Here is a 22,090-nt window from a genome sequence, read left to right on the forward strand (position 1 = left end):
GCAGTGTTGCACGCGGAGCGGCCGTCCCCCCCGTCGGCCACGTCAGGCCGCGGCGACCAGCACCCCGGCGGGCTCCAGGGCCAGCGCGAGCACCTCTCGGACGTCCGCCACCGGGTGGACGGTGAGCCGCTCCAGCACCTCGGCCGGGACGTCGTCCAGGTCGGCCTCGTTGCGCTTGGGGATGATCACCGTGGTGAGGCCGGCCCGGTCGGCGGCGAGCAGCTTCTGCTTCACCCCGCCGATCGGCAGCACCCGCCCGGTGAGCGACACCTCGCCCGTCATCGCCACGTCGGTGCGCACCTTGCGGCCCGAGAGCAGCGAGGCCAGCGCCGTGGTCATGGTGATGCCGGCGCTCGGCCCGTCCTTGGGGACGGCCCCGGCCGGGACGTGCAGGTGCACGCCGCGGTCGCGCAGCGAGGTGACCGGCAGTTCCAGCTCGGCACCGCGCGAGCGCAGGAAGGAGAGCGCGATGTGCGCGGACTCCTTCATCACGTCGCCCAGCTGCCCGGTGAGGGTCAGCCCGGTGCCGCCGGTCTCGGCGTCGGCCAGCGAGGCCTCGATGTAGAGGACGTCGCCGCCGGCGCCGGTGACGGCGAGGCCGGTGGCCACGCCGGGGACGGCGGTGCGCCGCTCGGCGGGCTGCTGGGCGGACTCCGGCACGTGGTGCGGTCGGCCGATCAGGGCGCGCAGGTGCTCCGCGCCGACCGCGGCGGGCAGCTCGCGCTCGCCCAGCTCGGCCTGTGCGGCGATCTTGCGCAGCACCCGGGCGATCGAGCGCTCCAGGGTGCGCACGCCCGCCTCCCGGGTGTACTCCCCGGCGAGCCGGCGCAGCGCCTCCTCGTCGACGCTGACCTGCCCGTCGCCGAGGCCGGCCTTCTCCAGCTGGCGCGGGAGCAGGTGGTCGCGGGCGATGACGACCTTCTCGTCCTCGGTGTAGCCGTCCAGGCGGACCAGCTCCATCCGGTCGAGCAGCGGCTCGGGGATGGCCTCCAGCACGTTGGCGGTGGCGAGGAAGACGACGTCGGAGAGGTCGAGCTCGACCTCCAGGTAGTGGTCCCGGAAGGTGTGGTTCTGGGCCGGGTCCAGCACCTCCAGCAGGGCGGCGGCCGGGTCGCCCCGGTAGTCGGAGCCGACCTTGTCGATCTCGTCGAGCAGGACGACCGGGTTCATCGAGCCGGCCTCCTTGATCGCCCGCACCAGCCGGCCGGGCAGCGCGCCGACGTAGGTGCGCCGGTGGCCGCGGATCTCCGCCTCGTCCCGGACACCGCCGAGCGCGACCCGGACGAACTTGCGGCCCATGGCGCGGGCCACCGATTCACCGAGCGAGGTCTTGCCGACGCCGGGCGGGCCGACCAGGGCGAGCACCGCGCCTCCCCGGCGGCCGCCGATCAGGCCGAGCCCCTGGTCGGCCCGGCGCTTGCGGACGGCCAGGTACTCGACGATCCGCTCCTTCACGTCGCTGAGGCCGGCGTGGTCGGCGTCCAGCACGGCGCGGGCGCCGGCGATGTCGTACGCGTCCTCGGTGCGCTCGTTCCAGGGCAGCTCCAGGACGGTGTCCAGCCAGGTGCGGATCCAGGAGCCCTCGGGCGACTGCTCGGAGGAGCGCTCCAGCTTGTCGACCTCCTTGAGCGCGGCCTCGCGGACCTTCTCGGGCAGGTCGGCGGCCTCGACCCGGGCGCGGTAGTCGCCCTCCTCGTCGGCCGGGTCGCCGTTCAGCTCGGCCAGCTCCTTGCGGACGGCCTCCAGCTGGCGGCGGAGCAGGAACTCCTTCTGCTGCTTGGCCACGCCCTCCTCGACGTCCTTGCGGATGGTGTCGTTGACCTCCTCCTCGGCGAGGTGGTCGCGCAGCAGGGTGAGCGCGTACTCCAGCCGGGCGACCTGGTCGGCCTCCAGCAGCACCTTGAGCTTCTGCTCGGCGGTGGCGAAGGGCGCGTAGCCGATGTTGTCGGCGAGCTCGCCGACGCCCTCGATCCGGTCGACGCGGTCGACGATCTGCCAGGCGCCGCGCTTGCGCAGCCACTGGGTGGACAGCGCCTTGTACTCCTTGACCAGCTCGGCGGCCCGACCGGCCACCGGCATGCCGACCGAGGACTCCTTGAAGGGCGTGGTCTCCACCCAGAGGGCGGCGCCGGGGCCGGTGGTGCCGACCCCAATCCGGACCCGGCGCACGGCGCGCACCAGCGCGGCCGGGTCGCCGTCGGCGAGGCGGCCGACCTGCTCCACGGTGGCCAGCGTGCCGGCCGCCGCGTACGAGCCGTCCACCCGCGGGACCAGCAGGACCTGGGGCTTGCCGGAGCCGGTGGCCGCCGCGCGGGCGGCCTCGACCGCGGCGCGCACCTCGGTGTCCTTGAGGTCCAGCGGAACGACCATGCCCGGGAGCACGACCTCGTCGTCGAGCGGCAGCACGGGCAGGGTGAGCGGTGTGGACGTCGATGCCATGATCTCTCCCCAGTCAGCGAACTTGAGTCGACCTGACTAAGGCTTCGCGGGCGCCGGATGTTCCCGGCACCTTGTTCGCTGTGAGCGAACGCGCCGTCACCGGAACGGTCGAGCGGAGGCCCCGTCAAAAGAGCGGGGAAAGAGCGGCCCAAGAGGGCCCCGGCGTCAGCGCGCGGCGGACGGCGGCCGCACCCCGGCCCGCACCACCGCGAAGACCTGAGCGGTCGAGGAGGCGGCGGAGCCGACCGTCCGGAGCCGCGCCGAGCGGATCCGCGGCCGCGGCGGGCGGCGCTCGATCCGGCGCAGCCAGGGCCACAGCGCCATCCCCGTGAGCAGCGCGGCCGGGTGCCCCACGGCCGTGACCAGGTCCTTCCCGGTGACGATCTGCTGGACGATCATCAGCCCGGCACCGGCCAGCACCGGCACCCGGGCGGACCGCGGCAGCGCCCCGGCCGCCGCACCCAGGCAGGCGAACACGCCGTAGCTGACCCCGATGTCCAGCCGGTCCATCGCCTCCGGCGCCAGCCGCCCGGCCTCCACCGCGGTGATCACCACCCCCTGGGAGAGCAGCGTGGCCGCGACGTGCCCGATCGCGAACACCGCCGCCGCCCGGGCCGGGCCGACCCGGCGCTCCAGCGGCGCCAGGGTGAGGGCGAAGCCCCACAGGTAGGGAACCCAGTCGCCGCCGGCCACCCAGACCCCGCTGAGCACGAGGGCCCGCAGCGGGTGCTGGAGCAGGTTGTGGCCGTCCGAACTGGAGGCCTCCTGCAAGCGCTGGACGAGTTCCGGATCGGCGAGCCGGGCGAGGGTGGAAGTCGCTCCCACCACGGCCAGATATCCGAGCGTGAAGGGAGTGCGCCGGGGCGTCGGCACGCGTTCCAGCAGCCACTCGAAGACGCCGCCGCGAAGTCCGTACCGGAGCATTCCGTACGGCACCCGCGCGGACCCGTGCCCGGCGGAGTCCCGCCGCAGTCCCGCCATGACGCCTCCGCTCCACGCCCGCGACCGGCGGTGCCCGAAGGTGCCCGGAGTACCGGCGCGGACGCCGAATTCCGCCCTGCGAGGCGTTGTCGCGGCCACGCTACGTCGAGGTTCTGAGAGGCACCTGAGAAAAGCCCGTGAAGACCGTCGACGCGGAGAGCGGCCGGATTACCGACATTGGTCCAGACCTTCTCCCGATTAACGCGTCAGTAGGGGCTCTGACCGGCGACTTGGCGTCAACTGGACTGCATACGTACCGTTACGCAGTGAAAATTCGCCGGGTAAGGTATCGGCCCGTGCCCACTCGTGCAGTGGGCCCAAGGGCGGCCGGACAGCCGCTCTCCGCGGGCCGGAAACGTCCGGTCCACCTGCCGGGAGGCATCCGCTGTCCGTACGCTGCGGAGTGCGCGGGAGAAGTGGGCGGAAGACCATCCGCCCGCCGCTCCCGGGTGCGCGACGGGACGGCGGACCCGGCACAGTCCACGACGGAACAAGACTACGAGCGGAGCCCCGCCATCCCCACAGGTGGCCGGCCCGCAGCCCTGGGGGCGGTGGCGTGACCGTGACAGAAATTCAGCAGGACAACCCCAACACCGGCGGCACTGTGAGCAGCCAGCGCAGAGTGCTGGTGGTGGAGGACGAACCCACGATCGCCGAGTCGATCGCCGCCCGGTTGGGCGCCGAGGGGTTCAAGGTCGCCGTGGCCCACGACGGCCCCGGCGCGGTGGACGGCTTCCACACCTGGCAGCCGGACCTGGTGGTCCTGGACATCATGCTGCCCGGCTTCGACGGGTTGGAGGTGTGCCGCCGGATCCAGGCCCAACGCCCGGTGCCGGTACTGATGCTGACCGCCCGGGACGACGAGACGGACCTGCTGGTCGGCCTCGGCGTCGGTGCCGACGACTACATGACCAAGCCCTTCTCGATGCGCGAACTGGCCGCCCGGGTCAACGTGCTGCTGCGCCGCGTCGAGCGCGCCCAGCAGGCCGCCCGCACGCCCGCGCTCGGCAGCCTGCGCTTCGGCGAGCTGGAGATCGACCACGTGCAGCGCCGGGTCCGGCTCGCCTCGGGCGACGTCCACCTGACGCCGACCGAGTTCGACCTGCTGGCCTGCCTGGCCGCCCAGCCGCGCGCGGTGCTCACCCGCGAGCAGCTGCTGGCCGAGGTCTGGGACTGGACCGACGCGTCCGGCACCCGCACCGTCGACAGCCACGTGAAGGCGCTCCGCCGCAAGATCGGTGCCAGCTGGATCCGCACCGTCCACGGCGTCGGATACGCGCTGGAGGCCCCGCTCTCCTGACGGGGGCTCCGGGCGACGGGCCACCGGGGGGCCCGTGTCCGGCACCGCCGTGACACCACGCGGGGATCACAGGGGACCAATGACCTTTCCACAGCAACGCAACGGGGACGCCGACGGCGCGCGCCCGCAGAACCTGGCAGCCCGCGCGGCCAGCCGGGTCTGGGCCGACATCCGTCCGCTCGACCCGGTCCGCTCGATCAAGGGCAAGCTCGCCCTGCTGGTGATCGTCTCCGTGTTCCTGGCCACCGGGATGGTGGTCGTCGCGATCCGGTCCGAGACCCAGATCCGGATCATCATGGTCTTCTCCATGATCGCCTCGCTGCTGTTCATGCAGTTCCTCGCGCACGGGCTGACCGCCCCGCTGCGCGAGATGACGGACGCCGCCCGCGCGATGGCCTCCGGCGACTACAGCCGCCGGGTCGAGGTGAGTTCGCGCGACGAGATCGGCGAGCTGGCGGCCGCCTTCAACGCCATGGCCGCCGACCTCCAGGCCGCCGACCGGCACCGCCGCGAGCTGGTCGCCAACGTCTCGCACGAGCTGCGCACGCCGATCGCCGCGCTGCGCGCCGTGCTGGAGAACGTGGTGGACGGCGTCGTCCAGCCCAATCCGGCGACACTGGGGGCCGCGCTGGAGCAGACCGAGCGGCTCGGCCGACTGGTCACCCACCTACTGGACCTCTCCAAGATCGACGACGGCGTGGTCGACCTGGACGCCCGCCCGTTCGAGGTGCGCGAGTTCCTGGACGGCGTGCTGCGCGGGGTCACCGTGGACGGCGCGACGGCCGGCGGGGCGTTCTCCCGGCGCGGCGACGTCCGACTGGCCCTGGAGGTCAGCCCGGCCGGGCTGACCGCCGTGGCGGACCCCGAGCGGCTCCACCAGGTGGTCGCCAACCTGGTCGACAACGCCTGCAAGCACTCCCCGCCCGGTGGCACCGTCACGGTGCGCGCCAGACCCGAGGGCGAGGAGGGCGGCCTGCTGCTGGAGGTCCAGGACGAGGGTCCGGGCATCCCGCCGGCGGACCGCGGCCGGGTCTTCGAACGGTTCAGCCGCAGCGGCACCGCGACCGCCGCCGGACCGGGCGCGGACGGCGGCACCGGGCTGGGCCTGGCGATCGCCCGCTGGGCGGTGGACCTGCACGGCGGGCGGATCGCCGTGGCGGAGTCGCCGCGCGGCTGCCGGATCGAGGTCCGGCTGCCGGGGCAGTCCTGAGCGCCGGGACATTTGTCACAGATCCGACACAGACGCATACGAAGATCGTCAATCGATTCGTCTAGTGGTTTGTCCGCTTTCGCCCCGCTTTGCGGGGCGATCGGGCCCGATCGGTTCCCCTCAGATACGGCTTTCTAACGTACTTTTTCAGCCAACCTGCAGGTCAGGACTGTGATCTGGGCGACGCCTGGGGCCCGGGGACTGCGCGATCACTGGTCAGGGGCGTAGCCTTAATCCCCGCTGTCCAAACATCCCAAAAGGAAGCGGAAGAGGGCGGTTGCCGCCGTGTCGCCACAGTCCCCTGAAACCCCCAACAGCTCGGCCCCACGCAGTACGGAGAAGCCCACTGGCTTCGGCCCCAATGAGTGGCTCGTCGATGAGATCTACCAGCAGTACCTCCAGGACCCGAACTCGGTAGACCGAGCCTGGTGGGACTTTTTCGCCGACTACAAGCCCGGTACCGAGGTGACCCCAGTGACCCAGGCCGCGACCCAGGCCGGCCCCACGCCGACCCCTGCCGCTGCCCCCGTGCCCGCCGCTGCTGCTCCGGCCGCACCTGCCGCACCCGCCGCCCCGGCCGCTCCGGCCCCGGCTGCCGCACCGCTCGCCGCCGCGCCCGCCGCGCCGCCGGCCCCCAAGGCCGCCGCCCCGGCCGCGCCCGCCGCCACCGCCGCGGCCGGCCCCGAGCTGGTCCAGCTGCGCGGCCCGGCCAAGGCCGTCGCCACCAACATGGACGCCTCGCTGGAGGTGCCGACCGCGACCTCGGTCCGCGCCGTCCCGGCGAAGCTGTTGATCGACAACCGCATCGTCATCAACAACCACCTGCAGCGCGCCCGCGGCGGCAAGGTCTCCTTCACCCACCTGATCGGTTACGCCCTGGTCCAGGCCATCAAGGCCGCCCCGGGCATGAACTACAGCTACAAGGTGGAGGACGGCAAGGCCTTCCTGGTCAAGCCGGAGCACGTCAACCTCGGCCTGGCCATCGACCTGGTCAAGCCGAACGGCGACCGCCAGCTCGTCGTCGCGGCCATCAAGAAGGCCGAGACCCTCGACTTCTACGGCTTCTGGCAGGCCTACGAGGACATCGTCCGCCGGGCCCGCGCCAACAAGCTGACCATGGACGACTTCACCGGCGTCACGGTCTCGCTGACCAACCCCGGCGGCATCGGCACCGTGCACTCCGTGCCGCGCCTGATGCAGAACCAGGGCACCATCGTCGGCGTCGGCGCCATGGAGTACCCGGCCGAGTTCCAGGGCTCCGCCCCGGAGACCCTGTCCCGGCTGGGCGTCTCCAAGATCATGACGCTGACCTCGACCTACGACCACCGCGTCATCCAGGGCGCGGCGTCCGGCGAGTTCCTGCGCGAGATCCACCGCCTGCTGCTCGGCGAGAACGGCTTCTACGACGAGATCTTCGAGTCGCTGCGGATCCCGTACGAGCCGGTCCGCTGGGCCACCGACGTCGCCACCACCCACGACGACGAGGTCAACAAGACCGCGCGCGTCATGGAGCTGATCCACGCGTACCGCGTGCGCGGCCACCTGATGGCCGACACCGACCCGCTGGAGTACAAGCAGCGCAAGCACCCCGACCTGGACGTGACCACCCACGGCCTCACCCTGTGGGACCTGGAGCGCGAGTTCGCGGTCGGCGGCTTCGGCGGCCAGAAGATGATGAAGCTCCGCGACATCCTCGGCCTGCTGCGCAACACGTACTGCCGCACCGTCGGCGTCGAGTACATGCACATCCAGGACCCGAAGCAGCGCAAGTGGCTGCAGGAGCGCCTGGAGAAGCCGTACGCGAAGCCCGAGCGCGAGGAGCAGCTGCGGATCCTCCGCCGCCTCAACTCGGCCGAGGCCTTCGAGACCTTCCTGCAGACCAAGTACGTCGGCCAGAAGCGCTTCTCGCTGGAGGGCGGTGAGTCGCTGATCGCCCTGCTGGACGCGACCATCGACGCCGCCGCCGAGCACCGCCTCGACGAGGCCGTCATCGGCATGGCCCACCGCGGCCGCCTGAACGTGCTGGCCAACATCGTCGGCAAGCCGTACGGCAAGATCTTCGGCGAGTTCGAGGGCAACCTCGACCCGAAGTCGATGCACGGCTCCGGCGACGTCAAGTACCACCTGGGCTCCGAGGGCACCTTCACCGGCCTGGACGGCGAGACCATCAAGGTCTCGCTCGCCGCGAACCCCTCCCACCTGGAGACGGTCGACCCGGTCGTCGAGGGCATCGCCCGCGCCAAGCAGGACATCCTGGACCAGGGCGGCACCACCTTCCCGGTGCTGCCGATCCAGATCCACGGCGACGCGGCCTTCGCCGGCCAGGGCGTCGTCGCGGAGACCCTGAACATGTCGCAGCTGCGCGGCTACCGCACCGGCGGCACGATCCACCTGGTGGTCAACAACCAGGTCGGCTTCACCGCCGCCCCGGCGTCCTCGCGCTCGTCGATGTACTGCACCGACGTGGCCCGGATGATCGAGGCCCCGATCTTCCACGTGAACGGCGACGACCCGGAGGCCGTGGTCCGCGTCGCGCGGCTCGCCTTCGAGTTCCGCCAGGCGTTCCACAAGGACGTCGTGATCGACCTCATCTGCTACCGCCGCCGCGGTCACAACGAGGCCGACAACCCGTCGTTCACCCAGCCGCTGATGTACGACCTGATCGACAAGAAGCGCTCGGTGCGCAAGCTGTACACCGAGGGCCTGATCGGTCGCGGCGACATCACCATGGAAGAGGCGGAGCAGGCGCTCCAGGACTTCCAGGGCCAGCTGGAGAAGGTCTTCGCCGAGGTCCGCGACGCGGCCCAGGCGCCGGCCGACGCCACCGCCGGCAAGCCGGTCGCCGACTTCCCGGTCTCCATCCAGACCGGCATCTCCCAGGAGATGGTCAAGCGGATCGCCGCCTCGCAGGTCAACCACCCGGACTGGCTGACCGTCCACCCGCGCCTGCTGCCCCAGCTGCAGCGCCGCGCCGCCTCGGTCGAGGACAACACCATCGACTGGGCGATGGGCGAGACCCTCGCCATCGGCTCGCTGCTCATGGAGGGCCACCCGGTCCGCCTGGCCGGCCAGGACAGCCGCCGCGGCACCTTCGGCCAGCGGCACGCCGTCCTGATCGACCGCAAGACCGGCGAGGACTACACCCCGCTGCAGTACCTCACCGAGGACCAGGCCCGCTACACCGTCTACGACAGCCTGCTGTCGGAGTACGCGGCCATGGGCTTCGAGTACGGCTACTCGCTGACCCGCCCGAACGCGCTGGTCATGTGGGAGGCGCAGTTCGGCGACTTCGTCAACGGCGCGCAGACCATGGTGGACGAGTACATCGCGTCCGCCGAGCAGAAGTGGGGCCAGCACTCCGGCGTCACCCTGCTGCTGCCGCACGGCTACGAGGGCCAGGGCCCGGACCACTCGTCCGCCCGCCCGGAGCGCTTCCTCCAGCTGTGCGCGCAGGACAACATGACGGTCGCGATGCCGACCCTGCCGTCGAACTACTTCCACCTGCTGCGCTGGCAGGCGCACAACCCGCACCACAAGCCGCTGATCGTCTTCACCCCGAAGTCGATGCTGCGTCTGAAGGCCGCGGCGAGTGCGACCGAGGAGTTCCTGTCGGGCTCGTTCCGCCCGGTCATCGGCGACACCACCGTCGACCCGGCGCAGGTCCGCAAGGTGGTCATCACCTCCGGCAAGTTCTACTACGACCTGGCGGCGGCCCGGACCGAGCGCGGCGTCACCGACACCGCCATCGTCCGTATGGAGCGGCTCTACCCGCTGCCGGTGGCCGAGCTCCAGGAGGAGCTGGCCCGCTACGGCGACGACGTCCAGTTCGTCTGGGCGCAGGAGGAGCCGGCCAACCAGGGTGCCTGGCCGTTCATCGCGATGAACCTGGTCGACCACCTGCAGGTCGTCATCGGCCGCAGCGGCGGCGACGCCCGTCTGCGCCGGGTCGCCCGCGCCTCGGCCTCGTCGCCGGCCGTCGGCTCGGCCAAGCGCCACGGTGCCGAGCAGCAGGCGCTGATCGAGGAGGTCTTCGCGCTCTGACGCGCCGAGGCCCCGCACCGCAGTGACGCCCGCGGCCCCGTCTCCCGACCAGGGAGGCGGGGCCGCGGGCGTTCCGCACTCCTGTCGTGCCCCGGCAAAGGTCGCAGCTCTGCAACCAATGCCGGACCTGCCCGCACGCTCTCCTGACGGATCGATAGGTTATGCATCGCCGGATCGCCGCCCGGCGCCCGTCATCGCGCCCGCGGCCCCGGCCGAACGACCTCACCGCGCTCCCAGGGGGACCACCACATGACCGCCGACACGCCACGTGACCCGGGCAAGCTCCCTCCGGTCTTCCAGCCGCTGCTCCCCGAGGACCCCCGGGAGGTCGGCGGCTACCGGCTGTTCGCCCGGCTCGGCGCCGGCGGCATGGGCCGGGTCTACCTCTCGTACACACCGGGCGGGCGCCCGGTGGCGCTCAAGGTGGTCCGTCCCGAGTTCGCCGAGGACGGCGAGTTCCGCCGCCGCTTCGCCCAGGAGGTCAGCAACGCCCAGCGGATCCACGGGCTGTACACCGCCCAGGTGATCGACTCCGGCGGCCTGGACTCGGACGCCCCCTGGCTGGTCACCGCGTACGTCCCGGGCCCGTCCCTGCAGCAGGTGGTGCGGGAGCACGGCGCCCTGCCGGTCCGCACCGTGCTGCTGCTGATGGGCGGCATCGCCGAGGCGCTGCAGGCGATCCACAGCGTCGAGGTGGTCCACCGCGACCTCAAGCCCGCCAACGTGCTGGTCGCCGGGGACGGCCCCCGGGTGATCGACTTCGGCATCGCCCGGGCCGCCGACGCCACCGCGCTCACCGGCACCGGCTACCGGATCGGCTCCCCCTCCTTCATGGCCCCCGAGCAGGCCCAGGGCCGCGCCGTCACCCCCGCCACCGACGTCTTCGCACTGGGCGCCCTGGCCGCCTACGTGGCGAGCGGCAGCGCGCCGTTCGGCGACGGCCCGGACACCGCGGTGCTCTACCGGGTGGTGCACGAGGAGCCGGACCTGGAGGCCGTCCCGGCGGACCTGCGCGAGCTGATCCAGCGCTGCCTGGCCAAGTCCCCGGAGGACCGGCCGAAGCCCGCCGAGATCATCCAGGCCGCCCGCAACCACCCGGAGGTCGGCGGCCAGCTGCGGTTCGCCGACGACTGGCTGCCCCGACAGGTCAACACCGAGATCACCCGCCGCTCCGACCTCCCCCGGACGCCGCCCACCCCGGCACCGGCCGCACCCACCGCCCCGCCGGTCCCGGCCGCTCCCCCGCGGCCGCTCGCCGCGCCGACCCACCCGGCCACCGCGGTCGCCCCGCCGCAGCAGCCCGTCGGCCCGCCGTCGGGCTTCACCCCGCCGCCGCTCGGCGCGTACGGCGCCCCGCAGCCGCCCACCGAGATGCCCACCGCCCCGGTGCTGCCCGCCCCGCCGACCGTCCGGCTCCAGCCGGAGCCGCCGACCTTCGACACCCCGCCGCCCGGCCCGGCGGTCACCACCGCCGTCCCGCTGCCCGCGCCGGAGCCGAAGCGCAAGGGCGGGGTGTCCTGGAAGGTGCTGCTCGCCGTCGCCCTGGTGACGGCGGTCGGCGGCACGGCGGGCGGCGTGGTGCTGATGAAGAAGCTGGACGACGGCAAGAAGCCGGCCGCGGCCACCACCCCGGCCCCCGCGGTCACCGCCAACCAGACCTCCCAGCCGCTGCCGCCGACGGCCTCGCCCAGGCCGACCACGTCGTCCGGCTCCCAGACCGGCTCCCCGAGCGCCACCACGACGCCGAACCCGGCGATGAGCGCCACGGCGAGCCAGATCAGGTACACCCCGGTCTACGAGAACCGCGACCTCTCCGCGCCGAGCCACGACTACTACTTCGACCTGATCGCGGGCAAGGTGACGTCCTCGTCCGGTGCGTGGGGCATGAGCCCGAGCTACGACGACTTCAACTGGAGCGACGCGGACCCGTACATCTCCCAGGCCTCCTCGCTCACGCCCGAGGAGTGCTCCGCGGCCATCGACAAGGAGCCGACGGCCAACCTGAAGTACTCCGACCTGCCCCCGGGACGGCTGTTCTGCCTGCGTCACCGCACCAACGGCAACATCGTGATCGCCAAGGTCGTCGAGATCAACGGCAGCGCGGGCTCCGCCAAGCTGACGCTGTCCCTCTACCGCAAGGACGTCGGTCTATCCTGACCAGGTCAATCCCCATCCGACCGGAGCGAAACCGTGTACTTCACCGACCGAGGCATCGAGGAGCTGGAGAGCCGGCGCGGCGAGGAGGAGGTCACCTTCGAGTGGCTGGCCGAGCGCCTGCGCGAGTTCGTCGACCTCAACCCGGACTTCGAGATCCCGGTCGAGCGGCTGGCCACCTGGCTGGCCCGGCTCGACGACGAGGACGACGACGAGTGACGCCCTGACGGCACGCGCGAAGGGCCCGGGAGGCGGTTGCCTCCCGGGCCCTTCGCGCGTTTCCCGTAGGGGACGGCTCCGGGAAGCGTCCGGGCTCGTCCCGGGGGCGAACCGCTTGCTTTTCCCGGCACGCGATATATCGTCTTCAGGAGAGAACGCGATACATCGCGATCCGCGACGGGAGGCGGCAGAGATGAGCCAGTGGACGATCGAGGGGCCCGGCAGGACCACCTTCGAGGAGCCGGTCAGCGCGCTGCACGTGCGCGTCATCGACGGCACCGTGAACGTGGTCGCGGCCGAGGGCCCGGCCCGACTGGAGGTCACCGACCTCAAGGGCGACCCGCTGCACGTCACGCTGGTGGACGGCGTCCTGACCGCCACCTACAAGGACATCAACAGCTGGGGCGAGTTCGGCGACTGGATCAAGTCGATCGGCTCGGTCCGCAGCTTCTTCGACTCCTTCAAGCGCAAGCGCTCCGTCGACCTCACCCTGACCGTGCCGGCCGGCACCGAGGTCAAGGTCGGCACCGTGTCGGCCCACTCCACCGTCACCGGCATCGACGGCCACGTCTCGGTGCAGAGCGCCAGCGGCGACACCACCCTGGCCGGGGTCACCGGGCGGATCGACGCCGGCACCGTCACCGGTGACGTGGACGCCCAGGCGGTCGGCGGCCAGCTCAAGGTCAACACCGTCTCCGGGCAGCTCACCGTGATCGCCGGGACGGCCGACCGGGTGCAGGCCAACACCGTCACCGGCGCCGTCACCCTGGACCTCGACGTGGCCGGCGAGACCGACGTCAAGGTCAACACCGTCAGCGGCCCGGTCGTGGTCCGCATCCCCTCGCTGGCCGACGCCACCGTCGAGGCCGGCTCCACCAGCGGCGACGTCTCCAGCACCTTCGACGAGCTCACCATGAGCAGCACCTGGGGCGCCAAGAAGATCTCCGGCCAGCTCGGCGAGGGCCGCGGCAGCCTCAACGTCACCACCGTCTCCGGCGCGGTCACCGTGCTGCGCCGCCCCGAGTCGGAGGACGACGCCCCGGTGGTGGTCAAGGAGCTCCCCGCCTCCCCCGCCGCCGACCGGCCCGCCGGCCCCGACCTCACCAAGGAGGCCTGAGATGACCCCCGTCTTCGGCCACGGCCGGCTCCGGCTCTACCTGCTGAAGCTGCTGGACGAGTCCCCGCGGCACGGCTACGAGGTGATCCGCCTGCTGGAGGAGCGCTTCCAAGGCCTGTACGCCCCCTCCGCCGGCACCGTCTACCCGCGGCTGGCGAAGCTGGAGCAGGAGGGCCTGGTCAGCCACAGCACCGAGGGCGGCCGCAAGGTCTACCGGCTGACCGACGCCGGGCGCGCCGAACTCGAAGCCCGGCAGGGCGAGTTGGACGATCTGGAGCTGGAGATCCACGACTCCGTGGCCCAGCTCGCCGGGGCGATCCGGGAGGACGTCCGGGACAGCGCCAAGGACCTGCGCGAGGAACTGTGGCAGGCCGCCAAGCAGGCCCCCCGGCCGGACCGCCCGGACACCGGCGGCAAGGCCGGCGGCGACCCGTGGGCCGGCCCCTGGGGCGACAACGAGTCCTGGCAGCGCGCCAAGGAGGAGTTCGCCCAGTTCAAGCGGCAGGCCAAGGAGCAGGCCAAGCGCGCCCGGGAGCAGGAACGGGCCGCCAAGGCCAAGGCGAAGGCCGCCGAGGATGAGGCCCGCCGACTGCGCGAGCAGGCCAAGGCCTCCCGCACCGCCGCCCAGCAGGAGGCGCTGCGGATCAAGCGCCGGGTCGAGCAGCAGGTGCGCGAGCACGCCGCGAAGGGCGACTGGCCGACCGGACTGGCCGAGGGCCTGTCCGAGCTGACCAAGGGCCTGGCCGGGCTGGCCGACGCGGCCCGCTGGGGCCACCCGACGGAGGAGGCCGCCGAGCCGTCCGAGCGGATCACGGTGACCAGGATCGACCTGGACAAGGACCAGGACGCCGCGGACGCCCCCGCCGACCTGCCGGAGTGGACCCGCACCGACCCGGCCGGCGACCCGGCCCGCGAACTGGAGCGGCTGCTCGACCGATTCCGCGACCAGGTCCGCGACGCGGCCCGGGACGGCGGGGTGAGCGCTGACAAGCTGACCGAGGCCCGCTCGGTGCTGGGCGCGGCCGGCGAGCGGCTGAAGCGGCTGCTCGGCTAAGACCGACCGGCGCATGGTGAGTGGGTGAAGGAGCGGCGTTGGGGTGCGTGCATCGCAAGGCGGAGGAGGGAGGCGATGCGGAGCATCGGGCGACCGACGACAACGCGGCGAGGTGCGTGCCCCGGCGTCGCGACGCCGCTCACCATGTGCCGGTCGGTCTATGCCGGGCGCCCGGTGCCCCTCCCGCGGGAGGGGCACCGGGCCGTCGCGGCTCAGGGGTTGAGCACGATCTTGCCGAAGACCTCGCCCTTGGCCAGCTTGGCGAAGCCGTCCCGGGCCTCGGCCAGTGGCAGCACCGAGTCGATCACCGGACGGACCCCGGTGTTCGCGCACAGCGCCAGCAGCCCGGCCAGCTCCTCCTTGGTACCCATGGTCGAACCGACCACCTTGAGCTCCAGGAAGAAGATCCGGTTCAGCTCGGCGGCCTTCGGGCTGGGGCCGGAGGTGGCACCGGAGATGACGATGGTGCCGCCCGGGCGCAGCGACTTCACCGAGTGCGACCAGGTCGCGGCGCCGACCGTCTCCATCACCGCGTCCACCCGGGCGGGCAGCCGGGCGCCGCTCTCGAAGGCCGCGTCCGCGCCGAGCTCGACGGCCCGGCGGCGCTTGGCCTCGTCCCGGCCGGTGACCCAGACCCGCAGGCCGGCCGCCTTGCCGAGGACGACCAGCGCGGTCGACACCCCGCCGCCGGCGCCCTGCACCAGGACGGTGTCACCGGGCTTGACCCCGGCGTTGGTGAACAGCATCCGGTACGCCGTCAGCCAGGCCGTGGGCAGGCAGGCGGCCTCCTCGAAGCTCAGCTCGGCGGGCTTGGGCAGCAGGTTCCAGGTGGGCACGGCCACCTGCTGGGCGAAGGTGCCCTGGTAGCGCTCGGTCAGGATGGAGCGGGGCTCGTTCGGGCCCACCCCGTGGCCGGACTGGCCGATGACGGAGTGGATGACCACCTCGTTGCCGTCCTCGTCGACGCCGGCGGCGTCGCAGCCGAGGATCATCGGCAGCTTCTCGGCGGGCAGCCCGACCCCGCGCAGCGACCACAGGTCGTGGTGGTTGAGACTGGCGGCCCTGACCGTGACCACGCTCCACCCGGGACGGGCCTGCGGCTCGGGGAGTTCGCCCAACTCCAGCCCGCTCAGCGGGTCGTCGGCGTCGATACGGGCGGCATAGGCAGCAAACATGCCCCGGACACTAGCCGGGACGGCCGGGGCCGGGAACCACGCGTAAGTGTGACGCGTGTCCCGCGCTGTGCTTTCCCCCGCTCGCCTCCGGGCGCTCAGACCCGCTGCCGACGGTCGTCGCTCCGGCGCTCGTACCGTGCTACTCCCCCGCTCGCCTCCGGGCGCTCGGACCCGCTGCCGACGGTCGTCGCTCCGGCGCTCGTACCTCGCTTGTCGCTCCTCGCTTTCGGCAGCGGCGCGCCCTTCGGCTCGGGGGGCAGGGGCGGGGGAGCGGCCCGCCGTGGCGGGCACGCTCCCCCGGCACCGCGTCAGGCCCGGGCCACGCCCTCGGCGCGGGCGGCCTCGGCCACGGCCTTGGTGACCGCCGGGGCGACCCGCTCGTCGAACGGCGAGGGGATGACCTTCTGCGGGGTCAGCTCGTCGGCCACCACCGCGGCCAGCGCCTTGGCGGCCGCCAGCTTCATGCCCTCGGTGATCCGGGAGGCCCGGACCTGGAGAGCGCCGGCGAAGATGCCCGGGAAGGCCAGCACGTTGTTGATCTGGTTCGGGAAGTCGCTGCGCCCGGTGGCGACGACCGCCGCGTACTTGTGCGCGACCTCGGGGTGGATCTCCGGGTTGGGGTTGGCCATCGCGAAGATGAACGCGCCCTCGGCCATGGTCGCCACGACCTCCTCCGGCACGGTGCCGCCGGAGACGCCGATGAACACGTCGGCGCCGGCCAGGGCGTCGGCCAGCGAGCCCTTGAGCTCCGAACGGTTGGTCAGCTCGGCGATCTCGGCCTTGACGTCCGTCAGGTCCTCGCGGCCCCGGTAGACCACGCCCTTGCGGTCGCAGACGGCGACGTCGCCGATGCCCGCGGCCAGCAGCATCTTGGCGATGGCGATGCCGGCCGCGCCGGCGCCGGAGATGACGGCCCGCAGCGAGCCGATCTCCCGGCCGGTCACCTTGGCGGCGTTCCACAGGGCGGCGGTGGTGACGATCGCGGTGCCGTGCTGGTCGTCGTGGAAGACCGGGATGTCCAGGGCCTCCTGGAGCCGGCGCTCGATCTCGAAGCAGCGCGGGGCGGAGATGTCCTCCAGGTTGACGCCGCCGAAGGACGGGGCCAGCCGGACCACCGTCTCGACGATCTCGTCCACCTCGGTGCAGGCGAGCGCGATCGGCACCGCGTCCACCCCGCCGAACTGCTTGAACAGGATGGCCTTGCCCTCCATCACCGGGAGCGAGGCCTCCGGGCCGATGTCGCCGAGGCCCAGCACCGCGGTGCCGTCGGTGACCACCGCGACGGTGTTGGACTTCCAGGTGTAGTCGTTGACCAGCTCCGGCTGCTCGGCGATGGCCGTGCAGACCCGGGCCACCCCGGGGGTGTAGGCGAGGGACAGGTCGTCCGCGTCGCGCACCGGCACGGTCGCCCGGATCTCCATCTTGCCGCCGCGGTGGAGCGCGAAAACGGCGTCGACCGGATCGTCGGTGTCCTGGGTGCTGCTGATGATCTCCGCTGCCACGATGACCTCTTCGTCATTGTTCTGGCGAGGTGCGCGGCCGACGGGCTGGGCGCCCCGTACCGGAAGCCGGAAACCGGGTACGCCGAAGCGGACCCGGGGTCGGGGCGGGGGCGCTGCCGTCGGGTGGCGCCCTCGGATGAGGGTTTTTTATGGGGTCTTGTCTTGTCCGCGTTGTGCTGCCGGGCCGAGCGTAGGTCGGACAAAGGCATCGCACCTATGCCTTTTCGTCCTCGTCACGCACCGTTCATCGCCGTGCTGTCGCGTCGACTGGGGCCCGGTGTCGGAAGCACCGAGCTCCGGCGGCGGCAACGGCGCTGAGACACGCGCACCCGCAGGAGTGAACCAGGAGTGAACGCAGACCCGTAGGGGATCCGGCGCCCCGGATACGGAGCCACGTGATGACTTCCGGTCCTGAGCACCCCGAGCCTGTCGGGGCTCGTCGGTCTGGTTCGAGCGTTCGGGGGTCACCCGGTACCGAATTCTGACACACCCGCCGCCGGGCCCGGCAGGGCGGGATGGCAGGATCGCATGTCCGCCATCCCGCGTACACCGGCGCGACACCGCGGTGACCGCGGTTCCGCCCTCAGGAGCATCCCTCATGCCTCACCTCCGCCCCGCCCGCCGTCGGGCCGTCGCCGCAGCCGCACTGGCCGCCGCCGGCTCCCTGTTCCTCACCGGTTGCGGCGGTGGCGGGCAGGCCGCCGCGAGCGACCCGGTCAAGGACATCCGCGGCAAACTGCCCAAGGCCCAGCGCTCGGCCGGCGTGCTGCGCGTCGGCATGGACGTCAACTACGCGCCGGTGGAGTTCCGCGGCCCGGACGGCAAGCCGACCGGCCTGGACCCGGAGCTCGCCGCCGCCCTCGGCCGGATCCTCGACGTGCGGGTCGAGTTCGTGGACACCCCGTTCGACAAGCTGATACCGAACCTGCAGGGCAAGCAGTTCGACGTGGCGATGTCCGCGCTCAGCGACGTCCGCCAGCGCCGCGAGGGCCTGGACGCCGACGGCAAGCAGGTCAACCCGGGCGTGGACTTCGTGGACTACTTCATCGCCGGCACCTCGATCGTCGTCCCGAAGGGCAACCCCAAGGGGATCCGGACCCTCGACGACCTGTGCGGCCGCACGATCGCCTTCCAGCAGGGCACCACCCAGGACGGCGTCGCCACCCGGCAGGTCGCCGTCTGCGCCCGCACCGGCAAGCAGCTGACGGTGCACCGCTTCGACACCGACGCCAAGGCGCTGGCCGAGGTGTCCGCCGGCACCGCCGCGGCCGGGCTGGACGACTTCCCGGTGGCCGCCTACGCGGCGAAGACCACGGACGGCGGGGGCCGCTTCGAGGTGACCGGCGCCCAGTCCACCTCCAACCCGTACGGGATCGCGGTGCGCAAGGAGGACACCGAGCTGCGCGACACCCTGTCCAAGGCGGTGGACCAGCTGATCCGCAGCGGCGAGTACGACAAGATCCTCGGCAAGTGGAACGTGAGCGCGGGCGCGGCGCAGAACGCGGTGGTCAACGGGGGCATCTGAGCCCACGGGCCGACGGAAGCGCGGCCGGGACACGGCCGGGGCACCGCAGGGGCACGGCAGGGGCACGGCAGCGAGTGCGGCGGGGCAGCGGCGGGGCTTCCCGAGGGAGCACAGGCGGATCTGCATACTTATACGCAGCGTGACAGGGGCACGCGATCCGTCCGAATAGCGGACAGCATGAGCCCTCGTTATCCGATTTTGATCTGGATGAGGGCCATCTGACCGTCATCAGATGGCAGGATTCCCCCCATCTCGGATCGAGCCGGCCACTGGGTCGAGGCGGTTCAGGTCGACGTCCACCTCGGCGGAGGGTGGCGGAAGCAGTACCCGCACCACTCCGGGCGGCCCCCTGCGCCCGGGCAACTGCACCACCCGGCAATGCACGTACGACGACGTACAGCGACATGTCCACCCGTACGGCTTCGTACGGCCAGCTGCCCCGGTGCGCCGCTCCCGCGGCGCGCTCCGCCCGATTTCTCTCCCCAGGAGGAGATCCCCCTCATGACCGTCCGTACCCAGCGCACCCGCCTCTTCGCGGCCGGCGTGGCTGCCGTCTCGGTGTCCCTCGTCCTGACCGGCTGCGGCAGCAGCAAGAGCAGCGAAGGCAGCGGCGCCCCGAACGCCTCCGCGACCGTCAACACGGTCAAGGCCGACGACAAGCTGGCCGCCCTCGTCCCCGCCGACATCAAGTCGGCCGGGAAGCTCGTGGTCGGCGCGGACGCCTCGTACGCGCCGGACGAGTTCAAGGACGACAGCGGCAAGGTCATCGGCATGGACGTCGACCTCGCCGACGCCATCGCCGCCAAGCTCGGCCTCAAGGCCGAGGTCCAGGACTCCGGCTTCACCGCGATCATCCCCGGCATCCAGTCGAACAAGTTCCAGCTCGGCATGTCGTCCTTCACGGACAACAAGGAGCGCGAGCAGGTCGTCGACATGGTGACCTACTTCAACTCCGGCAGCGCCGTCGCGGTCAAGAAGGGCAACCCGTCCAAGGTCGACCCGAAGGACCTCTGCGGCAAGAAGGTCGCCGTCCAGACCGGCACCACCCAGGCCGACGAGATCAAGGACACCCGCAACCCGGACTGCGCCAAGAACGGCAAGCCCGGCATCCCGAACGACGGCGACAAGTTCGACCTCCAGACGGACGTCACCAACGCCGTGGTCTCCGGCCGCGACGACGCGATGATGGCCGACTCCCAGGTCGTCGACTACGCGATCAAGCAGTCCGGCGGTCAGCTGGAGAAGCTCGGCGACACCTACGGTGTGGCCCCCTACGGCGTCGCCCTGGCCAAGGGCTCCAAGCTCACGCCGGCGATCCAGGGTGCCATCCAGTCGCTGATCGACGACGGCACCTACAAGCAGATCCTCACCAAGTGGGGCGTCGAGGCCGGTGCCCTGGACAAGTCGACCGTCAACGGCGCCGTCAGCTGACCCCTCGTACGCTTCATCTCTCCCCCGAGGCCACACCGTGAACTCTCTGGACAAGGGGACGGCGCAGAAGGGACGGCCTGAGACCATCAAGGCCGTCCCGGTCCGCCACCCCGGACGCTGGGCGGGCGCCGTCGTCATCGCCCTGCTCGCGGCGATGCTGCTGAGCGCCCTCTTCACCAACCCCGCTTTCAAGTGGGACATCGTCGGGCAGTACCTGTTCCACGACAGCATCATGCACGGGCTGCTCGTGACGCTGGAGCTGACCGCCCTCTCCATGCTCATGGGTGTGGTCGGCGGCATCATCCTCGCGGTGATGCGGCTGTCCCCGAACCCGCTGCTGGCCGGAACCGCCTGGGTCTACATCTGGGTCTTCCGCGGCACCCCGGTGCTGGTGCAGCTGGTGTTCTGGAACTTCCTCGGCCTGATCTGGGCCAAGCTGTCGATCGGCGTCCCGTGGGGGCCCGAGTTCTGGTCCGGACAGACCAACGTCCTGATCCCGACCTTCGTCGCCGCGCTGCTGGGCCTCGGCCTCAACGAGGCCGCCTACATGGCGGAGATCGTCCGCGGCGGCATCCAGTCGGTCGACGAGGGCCAGACCGAGGCCGCCCACGCGCTCGGGATGAGCCGGTTCCAGACCATGCGGCGGATCGTCCTGCCGCAGGCCATGCGGGTGATCATCCCGCCGACCGGCAACGAGACCATCTCGATGCTGAAGACCACCTCGCTGGTCTCCGTGATCTCCCTGGAGGAGATCTTCCGGGCCGGTCAGGTCATCTACTCCCGGAACTACCAGAACATCCCGCTGCTGATCGTGGTCAGCCTCTGGTACCTGTTCTTCACCTCGGTGCTGACCATCGGCCAGTACTACATCGAGCGCTACTACGCCCGAGGCTCCAACCGCACCCTCCCGCCCACCCCGCTGCAGCGACTGCGGGGCCTGTTCGCCGGGAAGCCCACCCCGAAGACGAGCGCCGACGTCGTCCCGGGGCTCGAGGGAGGTGGTCACGTATGACCGATCTGAGCAAGACCCCCACCGGTTCCGCGCCCACGGGCGAGCCGATGGTCCGGTCCGAGAACGTGCACAAGTCCTACGGCTCGGTCGAGGTGCTCAAGGGCATCGACCTGGAGGTCAAGCAGGGCGAGGTGTTCTGCCTGATCGGCCCGTCCGGCTCCGGCAAGTCGACCTTCCTGCGGTGCATCAACCACCTGGAGAAGATCAACGGCGGCCGCCTCTGGGTGGACGGCGAACTGGTCGGCTACCAGCAGCGGGGCGACAAGCTCCACGAGCTCAAGGACCGCGAGGTCGCCCTCAAGCGGCGCGACATCGGCATGGTGTTCCAGCGCTTCAACCTGTTCCCGCACATGACCGCCATAGAGAACGTCATCGAGGCGCCGGTCCAGGTCAAGCGCGAGAGCCGGGCCGACGCCCGCGAGCGCGGGATGGCCCTGCTGGAGCGGGTCGGCCTGGCCGACAAGGCGAAGAACTACCCCTCGCAGCTGTCCGGCGGCCAGCAGCAGCGCGTGGCGATCGCCCGCGCGCTGGCCATGAAGCCCAAGCTGATGCTCTTCGACGAGCCCACCTCGGCGCTCGACCCGGAGCTGGTCGGCGACGTCCTGGACGTCATGCGCGGCCTGGCCGAGGAGGGCATGACGATGGTGGTCGTCACCCACGAGATGGGCTTCGCCCGCGAGGTCGGCGACGCGCTGGTGTTCATGGACGGCGGCGTGGTGGTCGAGTCCGGCAACCCCCGCGAGGTGCTCACCAACCCCCAGCACGAGCGCACCAGGGCCTTCCTCTCCAAGGTCCTCTGAGCCCGTACGACCGGCGCCCGGCAGGCAGCTTCCTGCCGGGCGCCGCCGTTTGCCCCAGCCGGGTAATAGGCTGGAAGCGCCCAGCCCGTTACCGAAACAGTTGGACCCGTTACCGACACCTCTGGAAGGA

The 22,090-nt window shown here is 71.8% G+C and carries 15 protein-coding genes; 11 read left to right on the forward strand and 4 right to left on the reverse strand.

The window, feature by feature from the left end:
• Nucleotides 1–42: 42 nt before the first annotated feature.
• Together lon and ACZ47G_RS08520 are read right to left on the reverse strand one after the other, a co-directional pair.
• Complete coding sequence (gene lon / locus ACZ47G_RS08515) at nt 43–2,439, reverse strand: endopeptidase La (RefSeq protein ID WP_465740694.1); 2,397 nt, start codon at nt 2,437–2,439, stop codon at nt 43–45.
• Nucleotides 2,440–2,604: 165 nt separating this feature from the next.
• Entirely contained in the window at nt 2,605–3,420 is an 816-nt protein-coding gene (locus ACZ47G_RS08520; protein ID WP_465740695.1) for a rhomboid-like protein, read from the reverse strand.
• A 562-nt stretch (nt 3,421–3,982) separates the two neighbouring features.
• Between ACZ47G_RS08520 and ACZ47G_RS08525 the strand changes: the two genes are divergently transcribed.
• The 7 genes from ACZ47G_RS08525 to ACZ47G_RS08555 all read left to right on the forward strand — a co-directional run bounded on the left by ACZ47G_RS08525 (nt 3,983) and on the right by ACZ47G_RS08555 (nt 14,515).
• Complete coding sequence (locus ACZ47G_RS08525; protein ID WP_094742879.1) at nt 3,983–4,720, forward strand: response regulator transcription factor; 738 nt, start codon at nt 3,983–3,985, stop codon at nt 4,718–4,720.
• Nucleotides 4,721–4,799: 79 nt separating this feature from the next.
• The gene (locus ACZ47G_RS08530; RefSeq protein WP_380452827.1) at nt 4,800–5,930 is read left to right on the forward strand and encodes a sensor histidine kinase; all 1,131 of its coding nucleotides are present in this window, start codon (nt 4,800–4,802) and stop codon (nt 5,928–5,930) included.
• Nucleotides 5,931–6,215: 285 nt separating this feature from the next.
• Nucleotides 6,216–9,971: a multifunctional oxoglutarate decarboxylase/oxoglutarate dehydrogenase thiamine pyrophosphate-binding subunit/dihydrolipoyllysine-residue succinyltransferase subunit gene (locus ACZ47G_RS08535; protein WP_465740696.1), complete on the forward strand. Its 3,756-nt coding sequence runs from the start codon at nt 6,216–6,218 to the stop codon at nt 9,969–9,971.
• A gap of 249 nt (nt 9,972–10,220) precedes the next feature.
• Nucleotides 10,221–12,128 (forward strand): serine/threonine-protein kinase, encoded by a 1,908-nt coding sequence (locus ACZ47G_RS08540; RefSeq protein ID WP_465740697.1) that lies wholly within the window; start codon nt 10,221–10,223, stop codon nt 12,126–12,128.
• 33 nt (nt 12,129–12,161) lie between these two features.
• Nucleotides 12,162–12,344: a DUF6104 family protein gene (locus ACZ47G_RS08545; RefSeq protein WP_350504423.1), complete on the forward strand. Its 183-nt coding sequence runs from the start codon at nt 12,162–12,164 to the stop codon at nt 12,342–12,344.
• Nucleotides 12,345–12,537: 193 nt separating this feature from the next.
• On the forward strand, nt 12,538–13,461 hold the full coding sequence (locus tag ACZ47G_RS08550; RefSeq protein ID WP_380462648.1) for a DUF4097 family beta strand repeat-containing protein: 924 nt from the start codon (nt 12,538–12,540) through the stop codon (nt 13,459–13,461).
• 1 nt (nt 13,462) lies between these two features.
• Nucleotides 13,463–14,515: a helix-turn-helix transcriptional regulator gene (locus tag ACZ47G_RS08555; protein ID WP_465740698.1), complete on the forward strand. Its 1,053-nt coding sequence runs from the start codon at nt 13,463–13,465 to the stop codon at nt 14,513–14,515.
• Between the two features lie 212 nt (nt 14,516–14,727).
• Here the strand turns inward: ACZ47G_RS08555 and ACZ47G_RS08560 are convergent, their stop codons facing one another.
• Both ACZ47G_RS08560 and ACZ47G_RS08565 read right to left on the reverse strand, forming a co-directional pair.
• A complete protein-coding gene (locus tag ACZ47G_RS08560) occupies nt 14,728–15,690 on the reverse strand; it encodes a zinc-binding dehydrogenase (protein ID WP_380462644.1) in 963 nt (320 codons plus the stop codon).
• 308 nt (nt 15,691–15,998) lie between these two features.
• On the reverse strand, nt 15,999–17,192 hold the full coding sequence (locus ACZ47G_RS08565; protein WP_465740699.1) for an NAD(P)-dependent malic enzyme: 1,194 nt from the start codon (nt 17,190–17,192) through the stop codon (nt 15,999–16,001).
• Nucleotides 17,193–17,790: 598 nt separating this feature from the next.
• Between ACZ47G_RS08565 and ACZ47G_RS08570 the strand changes: the two genes are divergently transcribed.
• The 4 genes from ACZ47G_RS08570 to ACZ47G_RS08585 all read left to right on the forward strand — a co-directional run bounded on the left by ACZ47G_RS08570 (nt 17,791) and on the right by ACZ47G_RS08585 (nt 21,960).
• Entirely contained in the window at nt 17,791–18,717 is a 927-nt protein-coding gene (locus ACZ47G_RS08570; protein ID WP_465740700.1) for an ABC transporter substrate-binding protein, read from the forward strand.
• 501 nt (nt 18,718–19,218) lie between these two features.
• Entirely contained in the window at nt 19,219–20,148 is a 930-nt protein-coding gene (locus ACZ47G_RS08575) for an ABC transporter substrate-binding protein (protein ID WP_465740701.1), read from the forward strand.
• A gap of 37 nt (nt 20,149–20,185) precedes the next feature.
• On the forward strand, nt 20,186–21,160 hold the full coding sequence (locus tag ACZ47G_RS08580) for an amino acid ABC transporter permease (RefSeq protein ID WP_465740702.1): 975 nt from the start codon (nt 20,186–20,188) through the stop codon (nt 21,158–21,160).
• On the forward strand, nt 21,157–21,960 hold the full coding sequence (locus ACZ47G_RS08585) for an amino acid ABC transporter ATP-binding protein (protein ID WP_465740703.1): 804 nt from the start codon (nt 21,157–21,159) through the stop codon (nt 21,958–21,960). The genes ACZ47G_RS08580 and ACZ47G_RS08585 overlap by 4 nt, the downstream gene beginning before the upstream one ends.
• Nucleotides 21,961–22,090: the final 130 nt, after the last annotated feature.

This window comes from Kitasatospora sp. NPDC030952, assembly GCF_055571335.1.